General features: G+C 70.2%; 19 protein-coding genes. 11 read left to right on the top strand and 8 right to left on the bottom strand.

Going from position 1 to position 17,358, the window contains the following annotated elements:
* The first annotated feature begins 2 nt into the window (after window positions 1-2).
* Together ACFFQA_RS13130 and ACFFQA_RS13125 are read left to right on the top strand one after the other, a co-directional pair.
* Window positions 3-290 (top strand): DUF2218 domain-containing protein, encoded by a 288-nt coding sequence (locus ACFFQA_RS13130; protein ID WP_377852077.1) that lies wholly within the window; start codon window positions 3-5, stop codon window positions 288-290.
* A complete protein-coding gene (locus ACFFQA_RS13125; RefSeq protein WP_377852076.1) occupies window positions 287-1,057 on the top strand; it encodes an ABC transporter ATP-binding protein in 771 nt (256 codons plus the stop codon). Before ACFFQA_RS13130 ends, ACFFQA_RS13125 begins: the two co-directional genes overlap by 4 nt.
* Here ACFFQA_RS13125 and ACFFQA_RS13120 read toward each other — a convergent pair.
* The 4 genes from ACFFQA_RS13120 to sigK all read right to left on the bottom strand — a co-directional run bounded on the left by ACFFQA_RS13120 (window position 1,044) and on the right by sigK (window position 3,150).
* Window positions 1,044-1,463 carry a hypothetical protein gene (locus ACFFQA_RS13120; RefSeq protein WP_377852075.1) on the bottom strand — a complete coding sequence of 140 codons (420 nt, stop codon included), beginning with the start codon at window positions 1,461-1,463 and terminating at the stop codon, window positions 1,044-1,046. The two genes, ACFFQA_RS13125 and ACFFQA_RS13120, sit on opposite strands and share 14 nt — an antisense overlap.
* A gap of 10 nt (window positions 1,464-1,473) precedes the next feature.
* Window positions 1,474-1,701 (bottom strand): DUF6191 domain-containing protein, encoded by a 228-nt coding sequence (locus tag ACFFQA_RS13115; RefSeq protein ID WP_377852074.1) that lies wholly within the window; start codon window positions 1,699-1,701, stop codon window positions 1,474-1,476.
* Between the two features lie 115 nt (window positions 1,702-1,816).
* Window positions 1,817-2,554, bottom strand: a complete 738-nt coding sequence (locus ACFFQA_RS13110; protein ID WP_377852073.1) for an anti-sigma factor — start codon at window positions 2,552-2,554, stop codon at window positions 1,817-1,819.
* Window positions 2,554-3,150 carry an ECF RNA polymerase sigma factor SigK gene (gene sigK, locus ACFFQA_RS13105; RefSeq protein WP_377852072.1) on the bottom strand — a complete coding sequence of 199 codons (597 nt, stop codon included), beginning with the start codon at window positions 3,148-3,150 and terminating at the stop codon, window positions 2,554-2,556. The genes ACFFQA_RS13110 and sigK overlap by 1 nt, the downstream gene beginning before the upstream one ends.
* A 238-nt stretch (window positions 3,151-3,388) precedes the next feature.
* On the opposite strand from sigK, the gene ACFFQA_RS13100 reads away from it, so the two are divergent.
* Complete coding sequence (locus tag ACFFQA_RS13100) at window positions 3,389-4,903, top strand: molybdopterin-dependent oxidoreductase (protein ID WP_377852071.1); 1,515 nt, start codon at window positions 3,389-3,391, stop codon at window positions 4,901-4,903.
* A 16-nt stretch (window positions 4,904-4,919) separates the two neighbouring features.
* Window positions 4,920-5,540 (top strand): fasciclin domain-containing protein, encoded by a 621-nt coding sequence (locus tag ACFFQA_RS13095; protein WP_377852070.1) that lies wholly within the window; start codon window positions 4,920-4,922, stop codon window positions 5,538-5,540.
* 60 nt (window positions 5,541-5,600) lie between these two features.
* Here the strand turns inward: ACFFQA_RS13095 and ACFFQA_RS13090 are convergent, their stop codons facing one another.
* Both ACFFQA_RS13090 and ACFFQA_RS13085 read right to left on the bottom strand, forming a co-directional pair.
* The gene (locus ACFFQA_RS13090; RefSeq protein ID WP_377852068.1) at window positions 5,601-5,939 is read right to left on the bottom strand and encodes a hypothetical protein; all 339 of its coding nucleotides are present in this window, start codon (window positions 5,937-5,939) and stop codon (window positions 5,601-5,603) included.
* 24 nt (window positions 5,940-5,963) lie between these two features.
* A complete protein-coding gene (locus ACFFQA_RS13085; protein ID WP_377852278.1) occupies window positions 5,964-7,244 on the bottom strand; it encodes a hydroxyacid-oxoacid transhydrogenase in 1,281 nt (426 codons plus the stop codon).
* Window positions 7,245-7,356: 112 nt separating this feature from the next.
* Here ACFFQA_RS13085 and ACFFQA_RS13080 point away from each other — a divergent pair, with 112 nt between their 5' ends.
* The 4 genes from ACFFQA_RS13080 (at window position 7,357) to ACFFQA_RS13065 (ending at window position 12,215) form a co-directional block, all read left to right on the top strand.
* On the top strand, window positions 7,357-8,427 hold the full coding sequence (locus ACFFQA_RS13080) for a Gfo/Idh/MocA family oxidoreductase (RefSeq protein ID WP_377852067.1): 1,071 nt from the start codon (window positions 7,357-7,359) through the stop codon (window positions 8,425-8,427).
* A gap of 63 nt (window positions 8,428-8,490) precedes the next feature.
* Window positions 8,491-10,713: a penicillin acylase family protein gene (locus ACFFQA_RS13075; RefSeq protein WP_377852066.1), complete on the top strand. Its 2,223-nt coding sequence runs from the start codon at window positions 8,491-8,493 to the stop codon at window positions 10,711-10,713.
* Window positions 10,714-10,777: 64 nt separating this feature from the next.
* Entirely contained in the window at window positions 10,778-11,671 is an 894-nt protein-coding gene (locus ACFFQA_RS13070) for an SGNH/GDSL hydrolase family protein (protein ID WP_377852065.1), read from the top strand.
* Window positions 11,672-11,798: 127 nt separating this feature from the next.
* The gene (locus tag ACFFQA_RS13065; RefSeq protein WP_377852064.1) at window positions 11,799-12,215 is read left to right on the top strand and encodes an SSI family serine proteinase inhibitor; all 417 of its coding nucleotides are present in this window, start codon (window positions 11,799-11,801) and stop codon (window positions 12,213-12,215) included.
* Between the two features lie 299 nt (window positions 12,216-12,514).
* Here the strand turns inward: ACFFQA_RS13065 and ACFFQA_RS13060 are convergent, their stop codons facing one another.
* Window positions 12,515-13,630: a hypothetical protein gene (locus ACFFQA_RS13060; RefSeq protein WP_377852063.1), complete on the bottom strand. Its 1,116-nt coding sequence runs from the start codon at window positions 13,628-13,630 to the stop codon at window positions 12,515-12,517.
* Between the two features lie 343 nt (window positions 13,631-13,973).
* Here ACFFQA_RS13060 and ACFFQA_RS13055 point away from each other — a divergent pair, with 343 nt between their 5' ends.
* Entirely contained in the window at window positions 13,974-14,858 is an 885-nt protein-coding gene (locus ACFFQA_RS13055; RefSeq protein ID WP_377852062.1) for a trypsin-like serine peptidase, read from the top strand.
* A gap of 74 nt (window positions 14,859-14,932) precedes the next feature.
* Here ACFFQA_RS13055 and ACFFQA_RS13050 read toward each other — a convergent pair whose 3' ends face one another.
* A complete protein-coding gene (locus ACFFQA_RS13050; RefSeq protein WP_377852061.1) occupies window positions 14,933-15,385 on the bottom strand; it encodes a hypothetical protein in 453 nt (150 codons plus the stop codon).
* Window positions 15,386-15,680: 295 nt separating this feature from the next.
* On the opposite strand from ACFFQA_RS13050, the gene ACFFQA_RS13045 reads away from it, so the two are divergent.
* Both ACFFQA_RS13045 and ACFFQA_RS13040 read left to right on the top strand, forming a co-directional pair.
* Window positions 15,681-16,661, top strand: a complete 981-nt coding sequence (locus ACFFQA_RS13045; protein WP_377852060.1) for an efflux RND transporter periplasmic adaptor subunit — start codon at window positions 15,681-15,683, stop codon at window positions 16,659-16,661.
* Complete coding sequence (locus tag ACFFQA_RS13040) at window positions 16,658-17,356, top strand: ABC transporter ATP-binding protein (RefSeq protein ID WP_377852059.1); 699 nt, start codon at window positions 16,658-16,660, stop codon at window positions 17,354-17,356. Before ACFFQA_RS13045 ends, ACFFQA_RS13040 begins: the two co-directional genes overlap by 4 nt.
* The last annotated feature ends 2 nt before the right edge of the window (window positions 17,357-17,358 follow it).

The following is a 17,358-nucleotide window of genomic DNA, read 5'->3' as shown; positions in this document are numbered from 1 at the left end:
GAATGGTGCTGATCTCCGAGGCGCGCGTCGCGACCGACCGGTCCGGCCGCTACCTGGTCCAGCTCTGCAAGCACTTCGGCCACAAGGTCACCGCCGAGTGGACCGACGAACGCGGTTCGGTCGACTTCGGCTGGGGCACCGCGAGCCTGCGCGCCGACGCGGACGCGTTGGTGCTGCGCGCGCAGGGCCACGACGAGGAGTCGCTGAGCCGGGTCGAACAGGTCGTCGGCGGCCACTTCGAGCGCTTCGCCACGCGGGACGAGCTCACCGCGAGCTGGGTGCGGCAGTGACGCTGGCCGTCGAGGGGCTGCGGGTCAGCTACCCCGGCCACGTCGCCGTGGACGGCGTCGATCTCCAGGTCGGCGCGGGCCAGGTCGTTGCCGTCGTCGGCCCGAACGGCTGCGGCAAGTCCACGCTGCTGCGCTCGGTCGCGCGGCTGCACCGGCCGGACTCCGGACGGGTGCTCGCGGCCGGAGCCGACGTCTGGCGGCTCCGGCCGAGGCAGGCCGCGCACCGGATCGCCTTGCTGCCGCAGTCCCCGCTGGCACCCGAGGCGGTCACCGTGACCGGCCTGGTCCGCTACGGCAGGCACCCGCACCAGGGGTTGTTCCGGCAGTGGTCGCGCGAGGACGAGCGCGTGGTGCGCGAGTCCATGGCCGCGACCGGGGTGCTCGGGCTGGCCGACCGGCGGCTGGACCAGCTCTCCGGCGGCCAGCGGCAGCGCGCGTGGGTGGCGATGGTGCTGGCGCAGGAGTCCCCGGTGCTGTTGCTGGACGAGCCGACCAGCGCACTGGACCTCGGACACCAGGTCGAGGTGCTGAACCTGGTCCGCACGGTCGCCGACGCGGGCCGGACCGTGGTGATGGTGCTGCACGACCTGCTCTCCGCCGCCCGCTACGCCGACCTGCTGGTGGCGATGCGGGACGGGCGGATCGTCGCGGCCGGGCCGCCACGGGAGGTCGTGAACGCGGGCCTGGTGCGCGAGCTCTACGACGTGGAGGCCGACATCCTGGAGGCCCCCAGCGACGGGACCCCCGTGGTGGTCACCGCGCGGTGAGCTCGCAGGAACCGGAGGCCGTGGTCGCCACGCCGTTCTCGGTGACGGTGAGGGTGAGGGTGTAGGTGCGGGTGTGCGGGCGAGGACCTGCCGGTGCGCCCGTGCCCCGGACCAGCCGCTTGCGCTCGGACCAGGTCCCCGCGCCGGTGGCGCGCTGCCCGCGCGGTTCACCCAGTGCCGTGGAGCCGAGGGCGTGGTCCGGGTACTCGTCCAGGACGGACGGGTCGACGCGGACCTCCAGTGCGGCCTTCTTGGCGTGGCCGGAGCTGGTCGCGGTGTAGTCCACGCTCCAGGTCACCGGGTCGCAGATCGGCTTGATGCTGGCGGTGGGGGCGGCGTGCGCCGGAGTGGCGAGCACGACGGGAAGGGTGACGGCGGCGAGCGCCGGTGCGAAAAACCTTGACACCTAGTCGAAGTTATCGGTCGGTCACTGGCGGCGTCGCTCCCCGAACGGGTGGTTCGGCTTGCAGCCGAAGGGTCGCAACCCCGCCGCCGAGGTCGACCGTGCTGTACGGCGGGGCGCCGTCGTCGGCCTCGTCGCGCGTCATCGAGTGGCTGTCGCGCTCGTCGATCTGGTGCCGCCTGCCCGCGTCGAACGCGGACCCGAACTCCTCGAAGCCTCCTGCCCACCGCGGGAGCGCCACGGCAACAGGCTGCGGTCGCGGACCCACAGCCCGAAGCGCTCCAGCGCGGCGAGCACGACGAGCAGCACGGCGAGCCCCGGCAGGGTCATCGCCCGGCCGCACCGCGCGGTTCCGGTCAGGCCACCGGGATGACCATCACCGTCGGCGTGGTCGGCTGCGGGGACCCACCGGCGGGCTCCACGGTGATGCCGATCTTCGGCGAGCCGGTGAACGAGAACACCATCGGCTCGTGCTTGCCTGAGTGCGTCTGCGACATCAGACCGAGCGACGCCACGCCGGTTTCGGTGATCGACCACGCCTGCAGCGACTTGCCCTCCTGGGGCGGGGGCACCTCGTCGCTGGCCAGCAGGACAGCCTTGCCGAGCTGCTTCGAGGAGACGATCTTGCCGTGACCCGACGGCGAGGCCGTGCGGACCTCGGTCCGCGCGTCCGGCGCGTTGACGATCGCGGCGACCTGGTCCATCAGCGCGCGTTCGCGGGTGAGCTCCTGGTTGGCGTTGATCGCGTTGACCCCGAAGACGACCGCGGCGAGCACACTGGCCGCCGCGGCGAGCGCGACCACGGGCATCATCCAGCGCGAGCGCTTCTTCTGCGGTGCGGCGACTTCCGGCTGCGGGGCGATCGGCGACTGCTGGCGGGTCTGCGCGACCTCGGCGAGCACCTTCGCCCGCAGGCCCGCGGTCGGCGCCGTCGCGGCGGCCAGCCCGAGGTAGACCGCCGTGCGCTCCAGCTCCCTGGTCTCCTGCTCGCAGTCGGGGCACACGGCCATGTGCCGCTCGAACTCGCGGCGCTCGACGTCGTCGAGGGCGTTCATGGCGTACGCCCCCGTCAGGGTGTGCACATCCGGGTTCATCACGCCACCCCCAAGCAGTCCCGCAGTCGGATCAGGCCGTCCCGCAACCGGGTCTTGATCGTCCCCAGCGGGGAGCCGAGCAGCTCGGCGACCTCCCGGTAGGTGTAGCCCCGGTAGTACGCGAGCATGACCGCCTCGCGCTGCAGGTCGGTCAGCGCGGTCAGGCAGCCCCGCACCTGCTCCCGCTCAAGGCGGGCGGTGACCTGCTCGGAGACCTCGTCGAAGGGGCGCTCGGCCTCCAGCCGCCCGACCCGGTCCTCGCGGTCGGCCGTGGACTGCGCCGAGCGGACCCGGTCCACCGCGCGCCGGTGCGCCACGGTCAGCGCCCAGGTCATCACGGTGCCCTTGTCCGGGGCGTAGCGGGTCGCGGTGCGCCACAGCTCGACGAGGACCTCCTGGGCGACCTCCTCGGACTGCGCCTGGTCCCGCAGGACCCGCAGCACGACGCCGTAGACCGGCCCGGCAAGCACCTCGTAGAGCTGGCCGAAAGCGGCCTCGTCCCCCCGAGCCACTTGCTGCACCAGGTCCTCCGGTGTCGGCGACGCGACACCCTCGGGACCGTGCAGCTGGCTCACAGCTCGCGCGCGGTCACGCATGACCACCCCTTTCCACCAGGTCATTCACTCCTCCGTTCGGAGCCGCCCCGGGACCGGATTGGTGGGGAGTCGCGCCGGACGGAACGCTACCCGCTGAGATTTCACCGATCGGTAAGGGTCTCGCGCGCGCACGCGCGCGTACTTTTCCTCTATGACCGAGAAGTCGAATCCGATACCCCGTTCGGGTGAGTCGGAAAATCGGACCCATCCGCCCGCCCAACGGCCGCGAATGGGTCACGTGAGCACCTACCGGGAAAGTCAGCCAAGGGCGTCGTACGGCGCGCTTCTCGGCCTGCTTTCCGCCGGTGCGGCACTCGCATCGGCGGAGCTGGTCGCCGCTCTCACCGGGCCGGGCTCCTCCCCGGTGACCGCGGTCGGATCTGCTGCCATCGATCTCGCGCCGGTGTGGCTGAAGGACTTCGCGATCAGCACGTTCGGCAATTACGACAAGCCGGTTCTTCTCGGCGGAATCCTCGTCGTTCTTGTCGCGTTCGCCGCGGTGGCCGGCGTGGCCTCGACCCGCCGGTTCGCCGTCGGCGCCGTGATGATCGCCCTGCTCGGAGCGGTTGGAGTGCTCGCGTCGAGCACCCGGCCGGACGCGTCCGCGCTGACCGCGCTTCCGTCGCTGACCGCCATCGTCATCGGCGTCGCGGTGCTGCGCGCACTGGTGCGGCGGAGCACGACGGACAATTCATCGTCGGCACGTCGAACATTTCTGGTCACCGCGGGACTTGCCCTGGCTGGTGGCGTAGCCGGAAAGTTCTTCCAGCAGCGTTCATCCGATATCGCGGAATCGCGTTCCGCTATTCAACTGCCGAAACCGGTGAGCCCGGCTCCGGCACGACCGGCGGGACACAGCTTCGCGATTCCCGATCTGACCCCGTTCGAAACCCCGAACCGCGACTTTTATCGCGTGGACACGGCCCTGGTCATTCCCGAGCTCCGCGCCGAGGAATGGCGACTGAAGATTCACGGCATGGTGGACCGCCCGATGGAGCTGAGCTTCGCCGACCTCATGGCCAAGCCGCTGATCGAGCGCGACATCACCCTGTCCTGCGTCTCCAACGAGGTCGGCGGGCCGTACGCCAGCACGGCGCGCTGGCTCGGCTTCCCGCTGGCGGAGCTGCTCCGCCAGGCCGGGGTGCGGGGCGGCGCGACGCAGCTGGTCGGCACCGACTCCGCCGGGATGACCATCGGCACACCGCTGGACGTGGTCATGGACGGCCGCGAGGCGATGCTGGCGATCGGGATGAACGGCGAGCCCCTGTTGCCCGCCAACGGTTTCCCCGTCCGGCAGCTCGTTCCGGGGCTCTACGGCTACACCTCGGCCACCAAGTGGCTGGTCGACCTCGAACTCACCACCTTCGAGAAGTACGACGCGTACTGGACCGAACGGCAGTGGGACCCGATCGGCAAGGCGCTCACCGCCTCCCGCGTCGACGTCCCCAAACCGTTCGCGCGGGTCCCCGCCGGACCGGTCACCGTGGCCGGGGTCGCGTGGGCGCAACACCGGGGCATCAGCGCGGCGCAGATCCGCATCGACGGCGGCGAGTGGCGTCCCGTCGAGCTGAGCACCGAGGTCAGCCCGGACACGTGGCGCCAGTGGCGCACCACCGTCCAGCTCGACAAGGGCCTGCACCGCATCGAGGTTCGCGCGGCCGACGGCCGTGGGGACTGGCAACCAGAAGAACGGACGCGGCCGTTCCCCCGAGGCGCCACAGGTTGGCACTCGGTCGCGGTCACTGTCACCTGATGAAGGAGAGATTCCCATGCAGTACAAGCGCACCGTCCTGCTGGCCGCGGCCGCCGTCTCCGCGCTGAGCCTGACCGCCTGTGGTGGCGGCGGCGACATGGCGGCGCCGAGCAGCAGCGCGGCCCCCGCCGCCACGACGCAGGCCACCACCACCGCGTCGATGGCCTCCGGCGAGTTCGGCTCGGCCTGCGCGTCGGTGCCGAAGGACGGCCCTGGCAGCTTCGCGGGCATGGCCAAGGACCCGGTCGCCACGGCCGCGAGCAACAACCCGGCGCTGTCCACCCTCGTCACGGCGGTCAAGAAGGCCGGTCTCGTGGACACCCTGAACACCGCCAAGGACATCACCGTCTTCGCGCCCGCCGACTCCGCGTTCGCCAAGATCCCCAAGGCGGACCTGGACAAGGTGCTCGCCGACAACGCGACGCTGACCAAGGTTCTGACCTACCACGTGGTCCCGAAGCGGCTCACCCCGGCGGACCTGGCCTCCGGCAACTTCGAGACGCTGCAGAAGGGCATGGTCAAGACCTCCGGCAGCGGGACCGCCTACAAGGTCAACGACGCGAACGTGGTGTGCGGCAACGTGCAGACCGCCAACGCCACCGTCTACATCGTCGACACCGTGCTGATGCCGAGCTAGTTCTCGTTCTCCGGCAACGGAAAAGCCCCGGCGCTCCTCCCGCGCGCCGGGGCTTTCGGCTCAGCTGATCACCAGGGTGACCGAGGCTCCGTCGTTGTTCGTCGGGATCACCGTCCTGCCCGGTGAGGCCGCGCGGTAGCGCCACTCCGTCTCCGTCTGCAGGTCCAGGCGCACGTGCGGGTCCTTCACCAACGGCACGGTGTCGTTGGGCGGAACGGAGATCACGTCACCGACCTTCACGGCGACCTCACCCGTCCGTCCTTTCTCGACGGTCACGGCCGGTGGCTTCTCCGTGCTGCTCGGCGGGTTCGCGCTCGGCTGTGGGCCCGGTGACGCGGCGGCTCCGCATCCGCTGAGGACCAGAACCGACGCGATGACCAGGAACTGTGCTGCTCGCATGTCAGGTGGACGGAACGGACCGGCTCACCAGTTGCTCAGCGACGCGCCGAAGATTTCACAGATATCGGCCTCCGACACCTGTCGAGGAGCGACGTTGAGCAGCCGCTGCTGCTTGAGCGTGCCCTCCACCAGTGCCGGAATGTCCGCCTCGGCGTACCCGACCGCGCCGATCCCGTTGGGGATCCCGATGTCCCGCATGAGCGCGACGAGCACGGCGGGCAGCTTCTCCCTGGGGTCCGGCTCGGCGTCCGCGGTGGCGGCGTCGAGCAACCGCGCCGCGTGAACGTGCCGCTCCGGGTCAGTGGGAAAAGTGAACCGGAAAGCCGCGGGAGCGGTCAGCGACACCGACTGCCCGTGCGGCACCATCGGCTCGTCCTGCGGATACCCGGCAGGTCGGTAGTCACGCACGCGACCGGCGATCGGATAGGCGCACGCGTGCGGGATGTGCACGCCCGCGTTGCCGAACCCCATCCCGGCCACGGTGGCGGCGAGCATCATGTCGGTGCGGGCCTTGAGGTCGTTGCCGTTGAGCACCGCACGCCGGAAAGCGTTGCTCAGCAACACAAGCGCCTTCTCGGTCCACGTGTCGGAGATCGGGTTGGAACCGCAGTAGGGAACCCGCTCCTCCGGCCGCTTGCGGTTGAAGGTGTCGTAGGGCCGCGCGGTGTAGGACTCCAACGCGTGGCAGAGCACGTCCATCCCGGCCGCCGCGGTGACCTCGGGCGGCAGGCTCAACGTCGCCAGCGGATCGACAACGGCGAGGTTCGGCCGCAGGCGCGGGTGGCTGATCCCGGCCTTCACGTGCAGGCTCAGCAGGTCGAGCACGCAGACCGGCGTGCTCTCCGCCCCGGTCCCCGCCGTGGTGGGCACCGCGATCAGCGGCTTGAGCGGTCCTGGCGGCGCCATCCCCCTGCCGACCGGCTTGTTCACGTAGTCCATGACATCGCCGGGATAGCTGGTCATCAGGTTGATCGCCTTGGCGGTGTCGATCGTGGAGCCGCCTCCGACGGCGACGAAGGACTCCCAGCTCCCTTGCGCGGCGCGGGAAACAGCTTCCTCGAAGCTCCGGTCGGTCGGCTCGACCCGCACCTCGTCGTAGACCCCGACGTCCACCCCGGCGTTCTTGATCGCCTCGGCCACCCTGGCCGGGAACCCGGTCGCCGCGACCCCGGCGTCGGTGACCACCAATGCGGAGCCGACGCCGAGCTGCGCGAGCTCGTAGCCGATCTCGTCGGCGGCCCCCACCCCGAACTTCAGCGGTGGGGCTCCCCAGGTGAACACGGTTTCGGTGGGCAAAGCGACCACGTCGTCCTCCTCGCGCAGACCCCGTCCACGCTTCCCCACCCGCCCCGCTCCCGCAACCACCCACCGGCTGACAGCCCGGCCGCCGGGGGATCACGCGGTTACGGTGATGGGCATGACGTCGTCTCTCCGTGCCGCTCTGGTGGGCTACGGCCTCGGTGGCTCCGCGTTCCACGCGCCGTTCCTCGCCAGCACTCCGGGCCTCGTCCTCGGCGCGGTTGTCACCGGCAACCCCGAGCGCCAGACAGCCGCGCGCGACCGCTACCCCGGCACCGAGGTCATCGGTTCCCTGGACGAGCTCCTCACCAGGGCCGACGAATTCGACCTCGCGGTGGTCACCACGCCCAACCGGCACCACGCGGCGAACGCGACCGCGCTGCTCGAACACGGACTGCCGGTCGTGGTGGACAAGCCCTTCGCGGCCTCGCTCGACGACGCGCGAGCCCTGCGCGAGACCGCACGCAGCAGGAACCTGATGCTCGCGCCGTTCCACAACCGCCGGTACGACGGCGATTTCCTCACCGTGCAACGCCTTCTCAACGAAGGACGACTCGGAAGAGCGCTCCGCTTCGAGTCGCGGTTCGAGCGGTGGCGCCCCGATGCGTCCGTGAACCGCAAGGAGTGGAAGGAGAACGCCGATCCGGCGAACGCGGGCGGGATCACCTTCGACCTCGGCAGCCACCTCATCGACCAAGCCGTTGTCCTGTTCGGTCGCCCCACCCACGTCCACGCCGAGGTCCTGGTGCGCCGAGAGACCGCGCTCGTCGACGACGACGTGTTCATCGCGCTCACCCACGACAACGGCGTGCGGTCCCATCTGTGGATGAGCGCGATCGCGGCGGACCTCGGCCCACGGTTCCGGGTGCTGGGCGACAAGGCGTACTACGTCAAGTACGGCCTCGACCCGCAGGAGAACGCGCTGCGAGCCGGCGAGATCCCCGGCGGCCCGGGTTGGGGTGAGGAGCCGGAGTCGGAGTGGGGCCGCGTCGGCGCAGACAGACAGTCCACTGTGGAGAGAACAGATCCCGGCGCTTACCAGCAGTTCTGGTCCGGAATCGTCACCGCGCTCCGCACGAACACTCCTCCGCCAGTGACCGCCGACGACGGTGTGACCGTGCTGGAGGTGATCGAAGCCGCGTACCGCGCTCAGGCGTCGGGACGACAGGAGATTCCACCGGTCGGTTGACGCCGCCGTCCACGGGGGCTCTCAGGATCGTAGGCGCAAGCCGCCGCACCCCAGGAGCTCGACGTGCACACCATTCACTGGCTGACACCGGCCATCATCCTGACATCGGCCGTCGTACCGGTGATCGACACGGGGAGCCGGGACACCCGGATCACCTATACCGCACAAGGTGTTCCGCACATCACCGGGCGCGACAGCACCGGTATCGGGCTGGGCATCGGTTACGCGCAGGCCCGTGACCACCTGTGCGTTCTCGGCCAGATCTTCGCGTCCGCCAGGGGTGAGCTGGCCAAGCACTTCGGTGAGGAGCCGACCGCGGGCACACCGGCGCAGGGCAACCTCGCCTCCGACGTGTACACCCGCGACCTCATCAACAGGCGCGTCGTCGAACGGATCGTTGAACAGCCCGCCCCGGTCGGCCCGACCGAGGACGTCCGGGACCTCACGCGCGGGTTCGCCAAGGGCTACAACAAGTACCTGGCCGAAGGACAGCACGACGACCCGAGCTGTCGCGGTGCGAAGTGGCTGACGCCGATCACCGAGCTCGACGTGCACCGCCTCAAGTACATCAGCGCCCAGGACGGCGCCGTCCGCGCCCTCGGCGGCATCGTGACCGCAACCCCTCCGGGCCACCAGAAAGTCCCCGCCACACCGTTCAACCCGCCAGTCTCCCGTGGTAGCAACGCGATCGCCGCCGCCAGGGTCTTCCTGGGCAACCCACACGTGCCGTGGCGCGGTATCGCATCGTTCTGGCAGGCGCGGCTCACCATTCCGGGCAAGCTCGACGTCGACGGCGCACAGCTGCTGGGCACCGCGGAAACGGTGGCCGGTTACACCAGGAACACCGCGTGGGCGGCCACGATCGCGACCTCGCTGAGCTACTCGCTCGCCGAGGTGAAGCTCGTCCCCGGCGATCCGACCGCGTACACAGTGGACGGACGCACCGAGCGGATGACGAAGCGTGAGGTCACCGTGGACGTGCGTGGTGGACGGCCCCAGACGCGGTCGCTGTGGTTCACCCGGTACGGACCGGTGATCACCTCCATGGTGGTCAGCCCGTGGCTCGGCGGACGCGCGTCGGAGCGCCTGGACTGGACGGCTGAACGCGCCTTCGTCCTGGTCGACGCGAACGTGGAATCCTTGCGCGGCGCGAACTCCACGGCGAGGTTCGGCGAGGCGAAGTCGGTCGAGGACCTGCGCGCGGCGCTCACCGAGCACGGCGGAATGCCCTACGCGAACGTCCTCGCCAGTGACCGGCACGGCAAGGGACTGTTCGCCAACGTGCAGGCCGTTCCGCACATCACCGACGACCACGCACGGCGCTGCAACACCGCGAAGGGCCGCGAGCTGTCCGAGCGCGCCGGGCTGCCCGTGTTGGACGGGTCGCGATCGGACTGCGCACCGGGTACCGACGAGGATTCCCTTGTGCCAGGCACATTCGGCGCGCATCGGATGCCTTCCCTGATCAGCAGGGACCAGCTGTCGAACTCGAACGACTCGCACTGGTTGACCAGCGCCAAGCAGCCGCTCACGGGCTTCCCCCGGGTCTTCGGCACCGAAGGCACAGCGCGCTCGCCCCGCACCCGGATGGGCTTGCGGGAACGCGTGACGAGCCTGGAGGACGCGCAGAAGGTGGTGCTGTCCAACCGGTCCTTCATGGGCGAGCTCGCAAACGACGACGTGCTCCGCATGTGCAAGTCCATGCCAGAAGCCAAGAACGCCTGTAAGGCGCTCGCGAAGTGGAACCGCCGCAACGACCTCGACAGCCGGGGCGCGCTGCTGTTCGACCGGTTCTGGAAGGAGATCGGCGACATTCCCTGGCTGGTGCCGTTCAACCCCGCCGACCCCGTGCGGACTCCGCGCTCGCTGGACATCGAGCACCCGCGTGTGCGAGCCGCCTTCACCAAGGCAGCCGCCGAGTTGGGACACGAGCCGGACGCCCCGGTCCGCGACCACCAGTACGCGCTGCGCGACGGTCGGCGCATCCCGGTGCACGGCGGCTCCAACGAGCTCGGCGTCTACAACCTCGTCGAGACCGACCGCGAAGGTCAGGTGCACGGCGGCACGAGCTTCCTGTTCGCCGTGCGGTTCAACGGAACGGCGTGCCCTGAGGCGCGGACCGTGCTGGCCAACTCGCAGTCGAGCAACCCCAGGTCACCGCACCACACCGACCAGATCGAGCTGTTCGCGGCGAAGCGCTGGCTGCCCGGGCTGCTGTGCGCCACCCAAGATCGCTACACGGCACCACTCGATCGGCCTCGCACGGTCCACCTTTCACGCGATTGACCCGGAGTGAGCAGACGATCACCATCCGGAGTAACCCCTGCTCACTCCCTGCTGTGAGGACCCCATGGCCGCGTCTGCCCTGCTCCGCCGCTTGCTCGTCCTCCCGATCGCTGTGGCGACGGTCGCGCTCAGCACGACAGCGACCGCCGCGGCGGCTCCGGCGATCCAGCGCTACGTCGCACTGGGTGACTCGTTCACCGCCGGTCCGTTCATCCCCGGTCAGCGCACCGACCCGATCGGGTGCCTGCGCTCCGACCGCAACTACCCGTCGCTTCTGGCCAAGCAGATCACGCCCGCCGCCTTCGTCGACGTGAGCTGCAGCGGCGCGGTCATCGACAACATGACCGGGCCGCAGAACGTGCTGCTGGGCAGCAACCCGCCGCAGTTCAACGCGCTCACCCCGGAGACCGACCTGGTGACCGTCAGCGTGAGCGGCAACGACGTCGGCTTCGTGCCGGTGCTCGCGACGTGCGCGCTCGCCAGCGTGCTCAACCCGTTCGGCACCCCGTGCAAGGACCAGCACACCGTCGGGGGCACCGACAAGCTGGTCCAGCGGATCAACGAGACCGCGCCGAAGTTCCGCGCCATGCTCGACACCATCAAGCAGAAGTCGCCCAAGGCCAAGGTGCTCGTGATCGGCTACCTGCGGCTGCTGCCCCCGGCCAACGGTTGCTGGCCGCTGGTGCCGATCGCGCGGGGCGACGTGGCCTACCTGGACGGGCTGGAGCAGGTGCTGAACACGATGCTCGCCGACCAGGCGGCCGCGGCCGGGGTGGGCTACGTCGACGCCTACACGCCGAGCACGGGCCGCGACGTGTGCCAGCTGCCGGGGACGAAGTGGGTCGAGGGCCTGGTGCCGACGGCTCCCGCCGCTCCGGTGCACCCCAACGCCGCGGGCATGACCGCGGTGGCCTCGCTCGTCGGCGCCGCCCTGACCAGGACCACCGCCCGACACTGAAACGATCTATCCTCCCCCGCCCGGAGCGTGTGCGCTCCGCAACCGCCCCCGGGTGGGGGACGCTCGATCTAGTGCAAAGCCGGAAGAATCCGCCGTTCGTGCGGCGAATGCCGGTAATCAATCCGTTATGCGAGTACTTCGTCTGTTCTCCTGCGCTGCCGTCACCGGCGTCGCGCTCCTCGCTCCCGTGACGACCGCGGCGGCCACCCCCGCCCCGGCCGAGCTCGTCGCACCCTCGGCGCTCACGCTGACCGTCACCCACGACGGCATCACCTCCGAGGCCCCGAAGGTCGCGCTGCTGAGCTGCAACCCCTCGGGCGGCACCCACCCGAAGGCCGCGGACGCCTGCCGTGAGATCCAGTTCGCCCAGGGCGACTTCACCAAGCTCGGCACTGGCAACCGCCGCGTGGCCTGCACCATGGAGTACGACCCGTTCGAGGTCAGCGCCACCGGCCTCTGGCGCGGCAAGCCCGTGACGTACAAGGCGACCTACGCCAACCCGTGCGTCATGGCCGCGTCGACCGGCACGGTCTACCGCTTCTGACCCACCCGTCCCCACGTCCCCGCTACCCCGGTTCCAGGCAGAGGGAGCGAACGACCCGCACCGGCCCCACGTGCCGCACCCACCACGTGGACCGAGCGGGGAGTTCGCTCCCTTTCGCCTTGTCCGGGTGGGAAGTTGGTCGGGGCGTCCGGTGGTCCCGGCCGCCCCGCCCCCGTAGCCAAACACCCCCACCTGAGCTACTCATCCGTATTTCCTGTGGGAAACCTGAGAGAAAGTAGCGTTCTGCCGTTCGCGGGCCCGCGGCCACGGACCCGCGAACGGCGGACGGGAGGCCCCTGTCAGCCTCCGAGGCGCGCGGCGAAGCCCTGCTGCCGGTCCTCCGCGTCGTCACCGAGCGCCCAGACCGTCGAGGTCCCCGGCACCGTGACCATGCCCATCAGGACCGCGTGCGCGGGCATCCCGGCCTTCTCCTCGGTCCACGCCGAACCGTTCCACCGCACCGCGACCGGCACCGCGCTGCTGGTGTAGCCACCCGCGTACACACCACCCTTGCCGTCGGCGGCGACCCCGTAGAGCAGGCCCTGCTTCACCGGCACCGGCGTGATCGACCAGCTCTTGCCGTCCCACCGCTGCGCGTGCGGGGCGAAGGACCTCGGGTCACTGGGATCGGCACTGGTGAAACCGACCGCCCAGACGTCCTTGCCGCTGATGACGACGTTGCTGAACTTGGCCTCCGGCGCGCCGGTCGCCGCGGCCGCCACCTCGGTCCACTTCGCACCGTCCCAGTGCAAGGTGAGCGGGCGGGGCCCCGAGGCGGTCCCCGCGTAGCCAACCGCCCAGGCGTCGTTGGCGGACTTCGCGGTGACCCCGCGCAGGCACGCGAAGTCCGCGTTGGCCGGCTTGGGCACCGAGACCGCGCTCCACGCCTTTCCGTTCCAGCGGTTGAGGATCGGCACACCGCTGGCGAAGTCCGGGGTCTGCGCGCAGCCCGCGGCCCACGCGTCGTTCTCCGACAGCGCCGAGATCGCGCTCAGCTGCGGGTACGCGTCCGCGGGCAGGCCGCCGGGCGTCGGCGAGGGCAGCTCGACCCACTTGGCGCCGTCCCACCGCGCGGCGAGGCTGGACGTCGCGGACTTCACACCGACCGCGAGGGCGCCCTTCTCCGAGGTGGCCGCGACCGCGCTGAGCGCGAGCCCCTTCGGGGTCGCGGTGCGCTGCCAGTTCTTGCCGTCCCACCGCAGCGCGACGGTGCCCGCCCACATCTGGTCGATCTGGCTGCCGACGGCCCACCCGGAGCTCGCGTTGGCCATCGAGCCACCGGTCAACGCATAAGCGGGCGCGATCTTCGGGGTGGGCGTGACGGTCCACCCCGGCGCCGCGCTGGCGGTTCCGAAACTTCCGAATACGACGGTCGTGGCCGCAAGTGCGACGGCCGCGCGGTATCTGATCGTCATGGAGTAGACCATCCACGGGCGCGACATACGCCGGGTACAAAGCGATTACAAGCCCTGGGCGCTGCCGGTCGATCCAGCCCCTGAGCTGCGCCGTTCGGCCGCCGAAGCCGCAAGTATGGCCTGGGCACGACAGTCGTACTGGGCCGAACGGCCTACCGGGGACGGCCGCGCGGCGGTGACAGCCACAGAAATTCGCCTTATTCAGTTTAAAAGACAAATCCCAGGGCCGAGGCAGAACAAGTTTGTAGATAGCAATTACCGTCGAACGGCCGTGGTTAACGCGGCCGCCGGCTTCCTACCGTGGGATTCCTCATGACCCTGCACATGAGCCAAAGGTGAGAATATGAAGCTGAATCGGTTGTTCGTTGCCCTCGGTGCCTCCGCCGCCGTTCTCGCACTCGCCCCGGCCGGTCAGGCCGTCGCGAGCTCGCCCGACGTCGCCGAGCGCGCACAGGCGCCGAGCTCCGAGGTCTCGGCGTACTGGACGCCGGAGCGCATCGCCGAGGCGACCGCCGACCCGATGCCGATGCCCACCCCCGACGGCAGCCCCGCGGCACCGGAGGCGGGCGAGCGGGCCCTGATCCAGAAGGTGCCCGGCCCCTACACCTCCGCGAAGCTGCGCAGCCTCGGCAGGCTGCTGTTCACCACCGGCGGCCGCAACTCCAGCTGCTCGGCGACCTCGGTCGAGGCTGGCAACAAGAACCTGGTGTGGACCGCGGCGCACTGCCTGCACTACAACGGCGTCGCCGCGCAGAACGTGACGTTCCTGCCCGCCTTCCTCAACAACGAGAAGCCATACGGCACCTGGCCGGCGAAGAAGACCTTCATCCCGCAGAAGTGGATCTCCAGCAACGGCCAGGACTTCTCGGTCGACTACGCGGCCTTCACCGTGGACTCGCAGGGCGGCAAGACGCTGACCGACACCGTCGGCGCCAAGGGTGTCGTCTTCGAGGACAAGAAGAACCAGAACACCGACATGTACGGCTACCCGGCCGAGTCGCCCTACACCGGCCAGGAGATGTACACCTGCGGCGGGATCGCCGCGACGGTGCAGACCTTCGACGCGAAGATCGCCTGCAACGGCATCGGCGGCCAGAGCGGCGGCGCGTGGCTGAACGCCGAGGACAAGGTGTGGGCGGTCAACAGCCGCTCCGACCGGCGCACCGTCACCTACGGCACGCTGTTCGACTCCGCCGCCAAGCAGCTCTACCAGCAGGCCGGCGCCTGATCAGCGCCTGACGTGCCAAGAGGCCCCGGGAACCCTCACCCCGGGGCCTCTTTCTCGCCTGTGGCGGGCGGGACTCAGGCGTCGGCGAGCAGCCGGTTCACCACACGGGCCATGCCCTCGCGGACCTCGTCCGCGTCGGGGACCTCGATGTCGGTGATCTCCAGCTCCTCGGCCTCCTCCTCGTCCTCTTCGGACTCCTCGTCGGTGTCCTCTTCGGACTCTTCGAGCTCGTCCGAATCCTCGTCGTCGTCCTCCTCGTCCGCCTCGGCCTCGTTGACCTCGCGCAGCTCGGCGATGTCGGCGAGGATGTCCGCCGGCTCCAGCGCGGGCAGCAGCGGCTCGACCGCGGCGAGCACGTCGTCCTCCTCGACCGCGACGGCCTCGGCGAGCGCGATGGCGTGGTCGCGCTCGTACGGGCCGCAGGTGAAGGAGTCCCAGGCCTCGTCGAGGGACTGGAACACGACGACCCAGGGCAGGTCCTCGATCGGGGAGCCGGGCTCCGGTTCGCTGATGATCACGCCGCCCATGGTTGGGTCCTCCTTGTCCGTGCCAGTAGGGCAATGTCTACCGCCCCCGGTCCCGGCCACGACGCCGACCCCTCTTTGTTCACCTGCGCGTTCGGTCACCGTCATCGGCCGGCACGACCGGATGTGCCTGTGGTGCGCATTCCGGCCACGCAGGTTCAGGATTTTCGACTTGGCTCGGTTTCGTGCAACCTGTTCCCCGACCGGGCGTCTGGAGAGATACCGGCGGAAACCGGTCACGATCGAGTTGGGGACAGTGGTGCGGAAAACGATAATTCTCCGTCTAGGCGGATTGGCCGTGGTCACGGCCGTGGCGACGGCGTGCGGCGGCTCGGAGAAGCCGGAGTCCAATCCCGAGCTCGCACCCCGCGGAACGACCGTGACAACGGCGAAAGTGACGCGCCAGAGCCTCACGAACAAGGTGAGCCTGAGCGGCAAGGTCACCATGAACCCGGTTTTCGGCTTGGTCACCCCGGTCAACGGTGAAGTGCGGTACCTGGAGTTCGAGCCGCCCAAGGGCACGCCGACCAAGGCGACCAAGGTGGCGCAGGTCTTCTCGGGCAGCCGCCTCGCCAGCACCATCAGCGTCCCGGCGAAGTCGACCTTCAGCGGCAGGCTGGTCGAGGACCGCTCCTCGGTGACCGCGGGCATGCCGGTGGTCTCGGCGCGCTACGCCGGCTACGGCATCGTCGCGGAGATCGACGGCGACCAGGCGTACAAGCTCTCCGGCGCGCTGAGCTCCGTCGAGGCCCAGATCACCAACGGCCCCGGCCCGTTCCCGTGCTCGGTGCTCGGCACCATCGCGGCGATGCCCGCCGGCAGCATCCCGGCCCCGGAGCCGGACCCGGCGGGCGAGGACGCCAAGAAGACCCAGCCGAGCGGGACCAAGCCCGCCCCCGGCGGCAAGCCCGGCGGCACCCAGACCGGCCCGACCCCGTCGGAGCCGACCGGCCTGCGCCTGGTGTGCACCGCGCCGACCGACGTGAAGATGATCAACGGGAGCGCGGCGACCGTCGAGGTCGTCACCGACCGCGCCACCAACACCCTGGTGCTGCCGGTCGAGGCGGTGGCGGGCACCTCAGGCCGCGGCAAGGTCGACGTGGTCACCGGCGGCAGCCGCAGGACCGTCGAGGTCGAGCTCGGCCTCACCGACGGCAAGGTGGTCGAGATCAAGTCCGGCCTCACCGGCGACGAGACCGTCGCGGTGCCCGGCCCCAACCTGCCGGCGGGCCCCGGCGGCAAGTCCGGCGGCTCCAGCTCCGCTCCGGGGTCCAGATGACGGCGCTCATCCAGCTGAACGGGATCACCAAGACGCTCAAGGGCCAGGAGGAGCCCCGGCAGATCCTCGCGGGCGTCGACCTGACCGTCCACAGGGGAGACAGCGTCGCGGTGCTCGGCCGCTCCGGCTCCGGCAAGTCCACCCTGCTGAGCCTGCTCGGCCTGTTCGACCGGGCCGACGGCGGGCAGTACCTGCTCAACGGCAACGACATCACCGCACTGCCCGAGCGCAAGGCGGCGGTGCTGCGCAGCTCCGAGTTCGGCTTCGTCTTCCAGCGCTTCTTCCTGCTCAAGCACCTCACCGCCGCGCAGAACGTGGCCATGGCGCTGGTCAACGGCCAGGGCTGGTTGTCAGCGCGCAAGCGCAAGGCCAAAGTCATGGCGGCGCTGGAGAAGGTCGGCATCGCCCACCTCGCCAAGAACAAGCCGACCCGGCTCTCCGGCGGTGAGCAGCAGCGGGTGGCCATCGCGCGGGCGCTGGTGCGGGAGCCCAAGATCCTGCTGGCCGACGAGCCGACCGGCGCGCTGGACACCGAGACCGCCGAGCTCGTCATCGACGTGCTGCTGTCGGCGACCTACGAGGGCTGCGGGCTGATCCTGGTGACCCACGACCGGCAGCACGCCGACCGGATGGCCAGGGTGATGCGGCTGTCGGAGGGACGGCTCTCGCAGGCGAACGAGAGGGTGCTCACGTGATC

Source organism: Allokutzneria oryzae (assembly GCF_042429765.1).
GTDB lineage: Bacteria > Actinomycetota > Actinomycetes > Mycobacteriales > Pseudonocardiaceae > Allokutzneria > Allokutzneria oryzae.
Note: the sequence above shows the minus strand (reverse complement) of the source record. Positions and strands in the feature narration are given on the sequence as shown.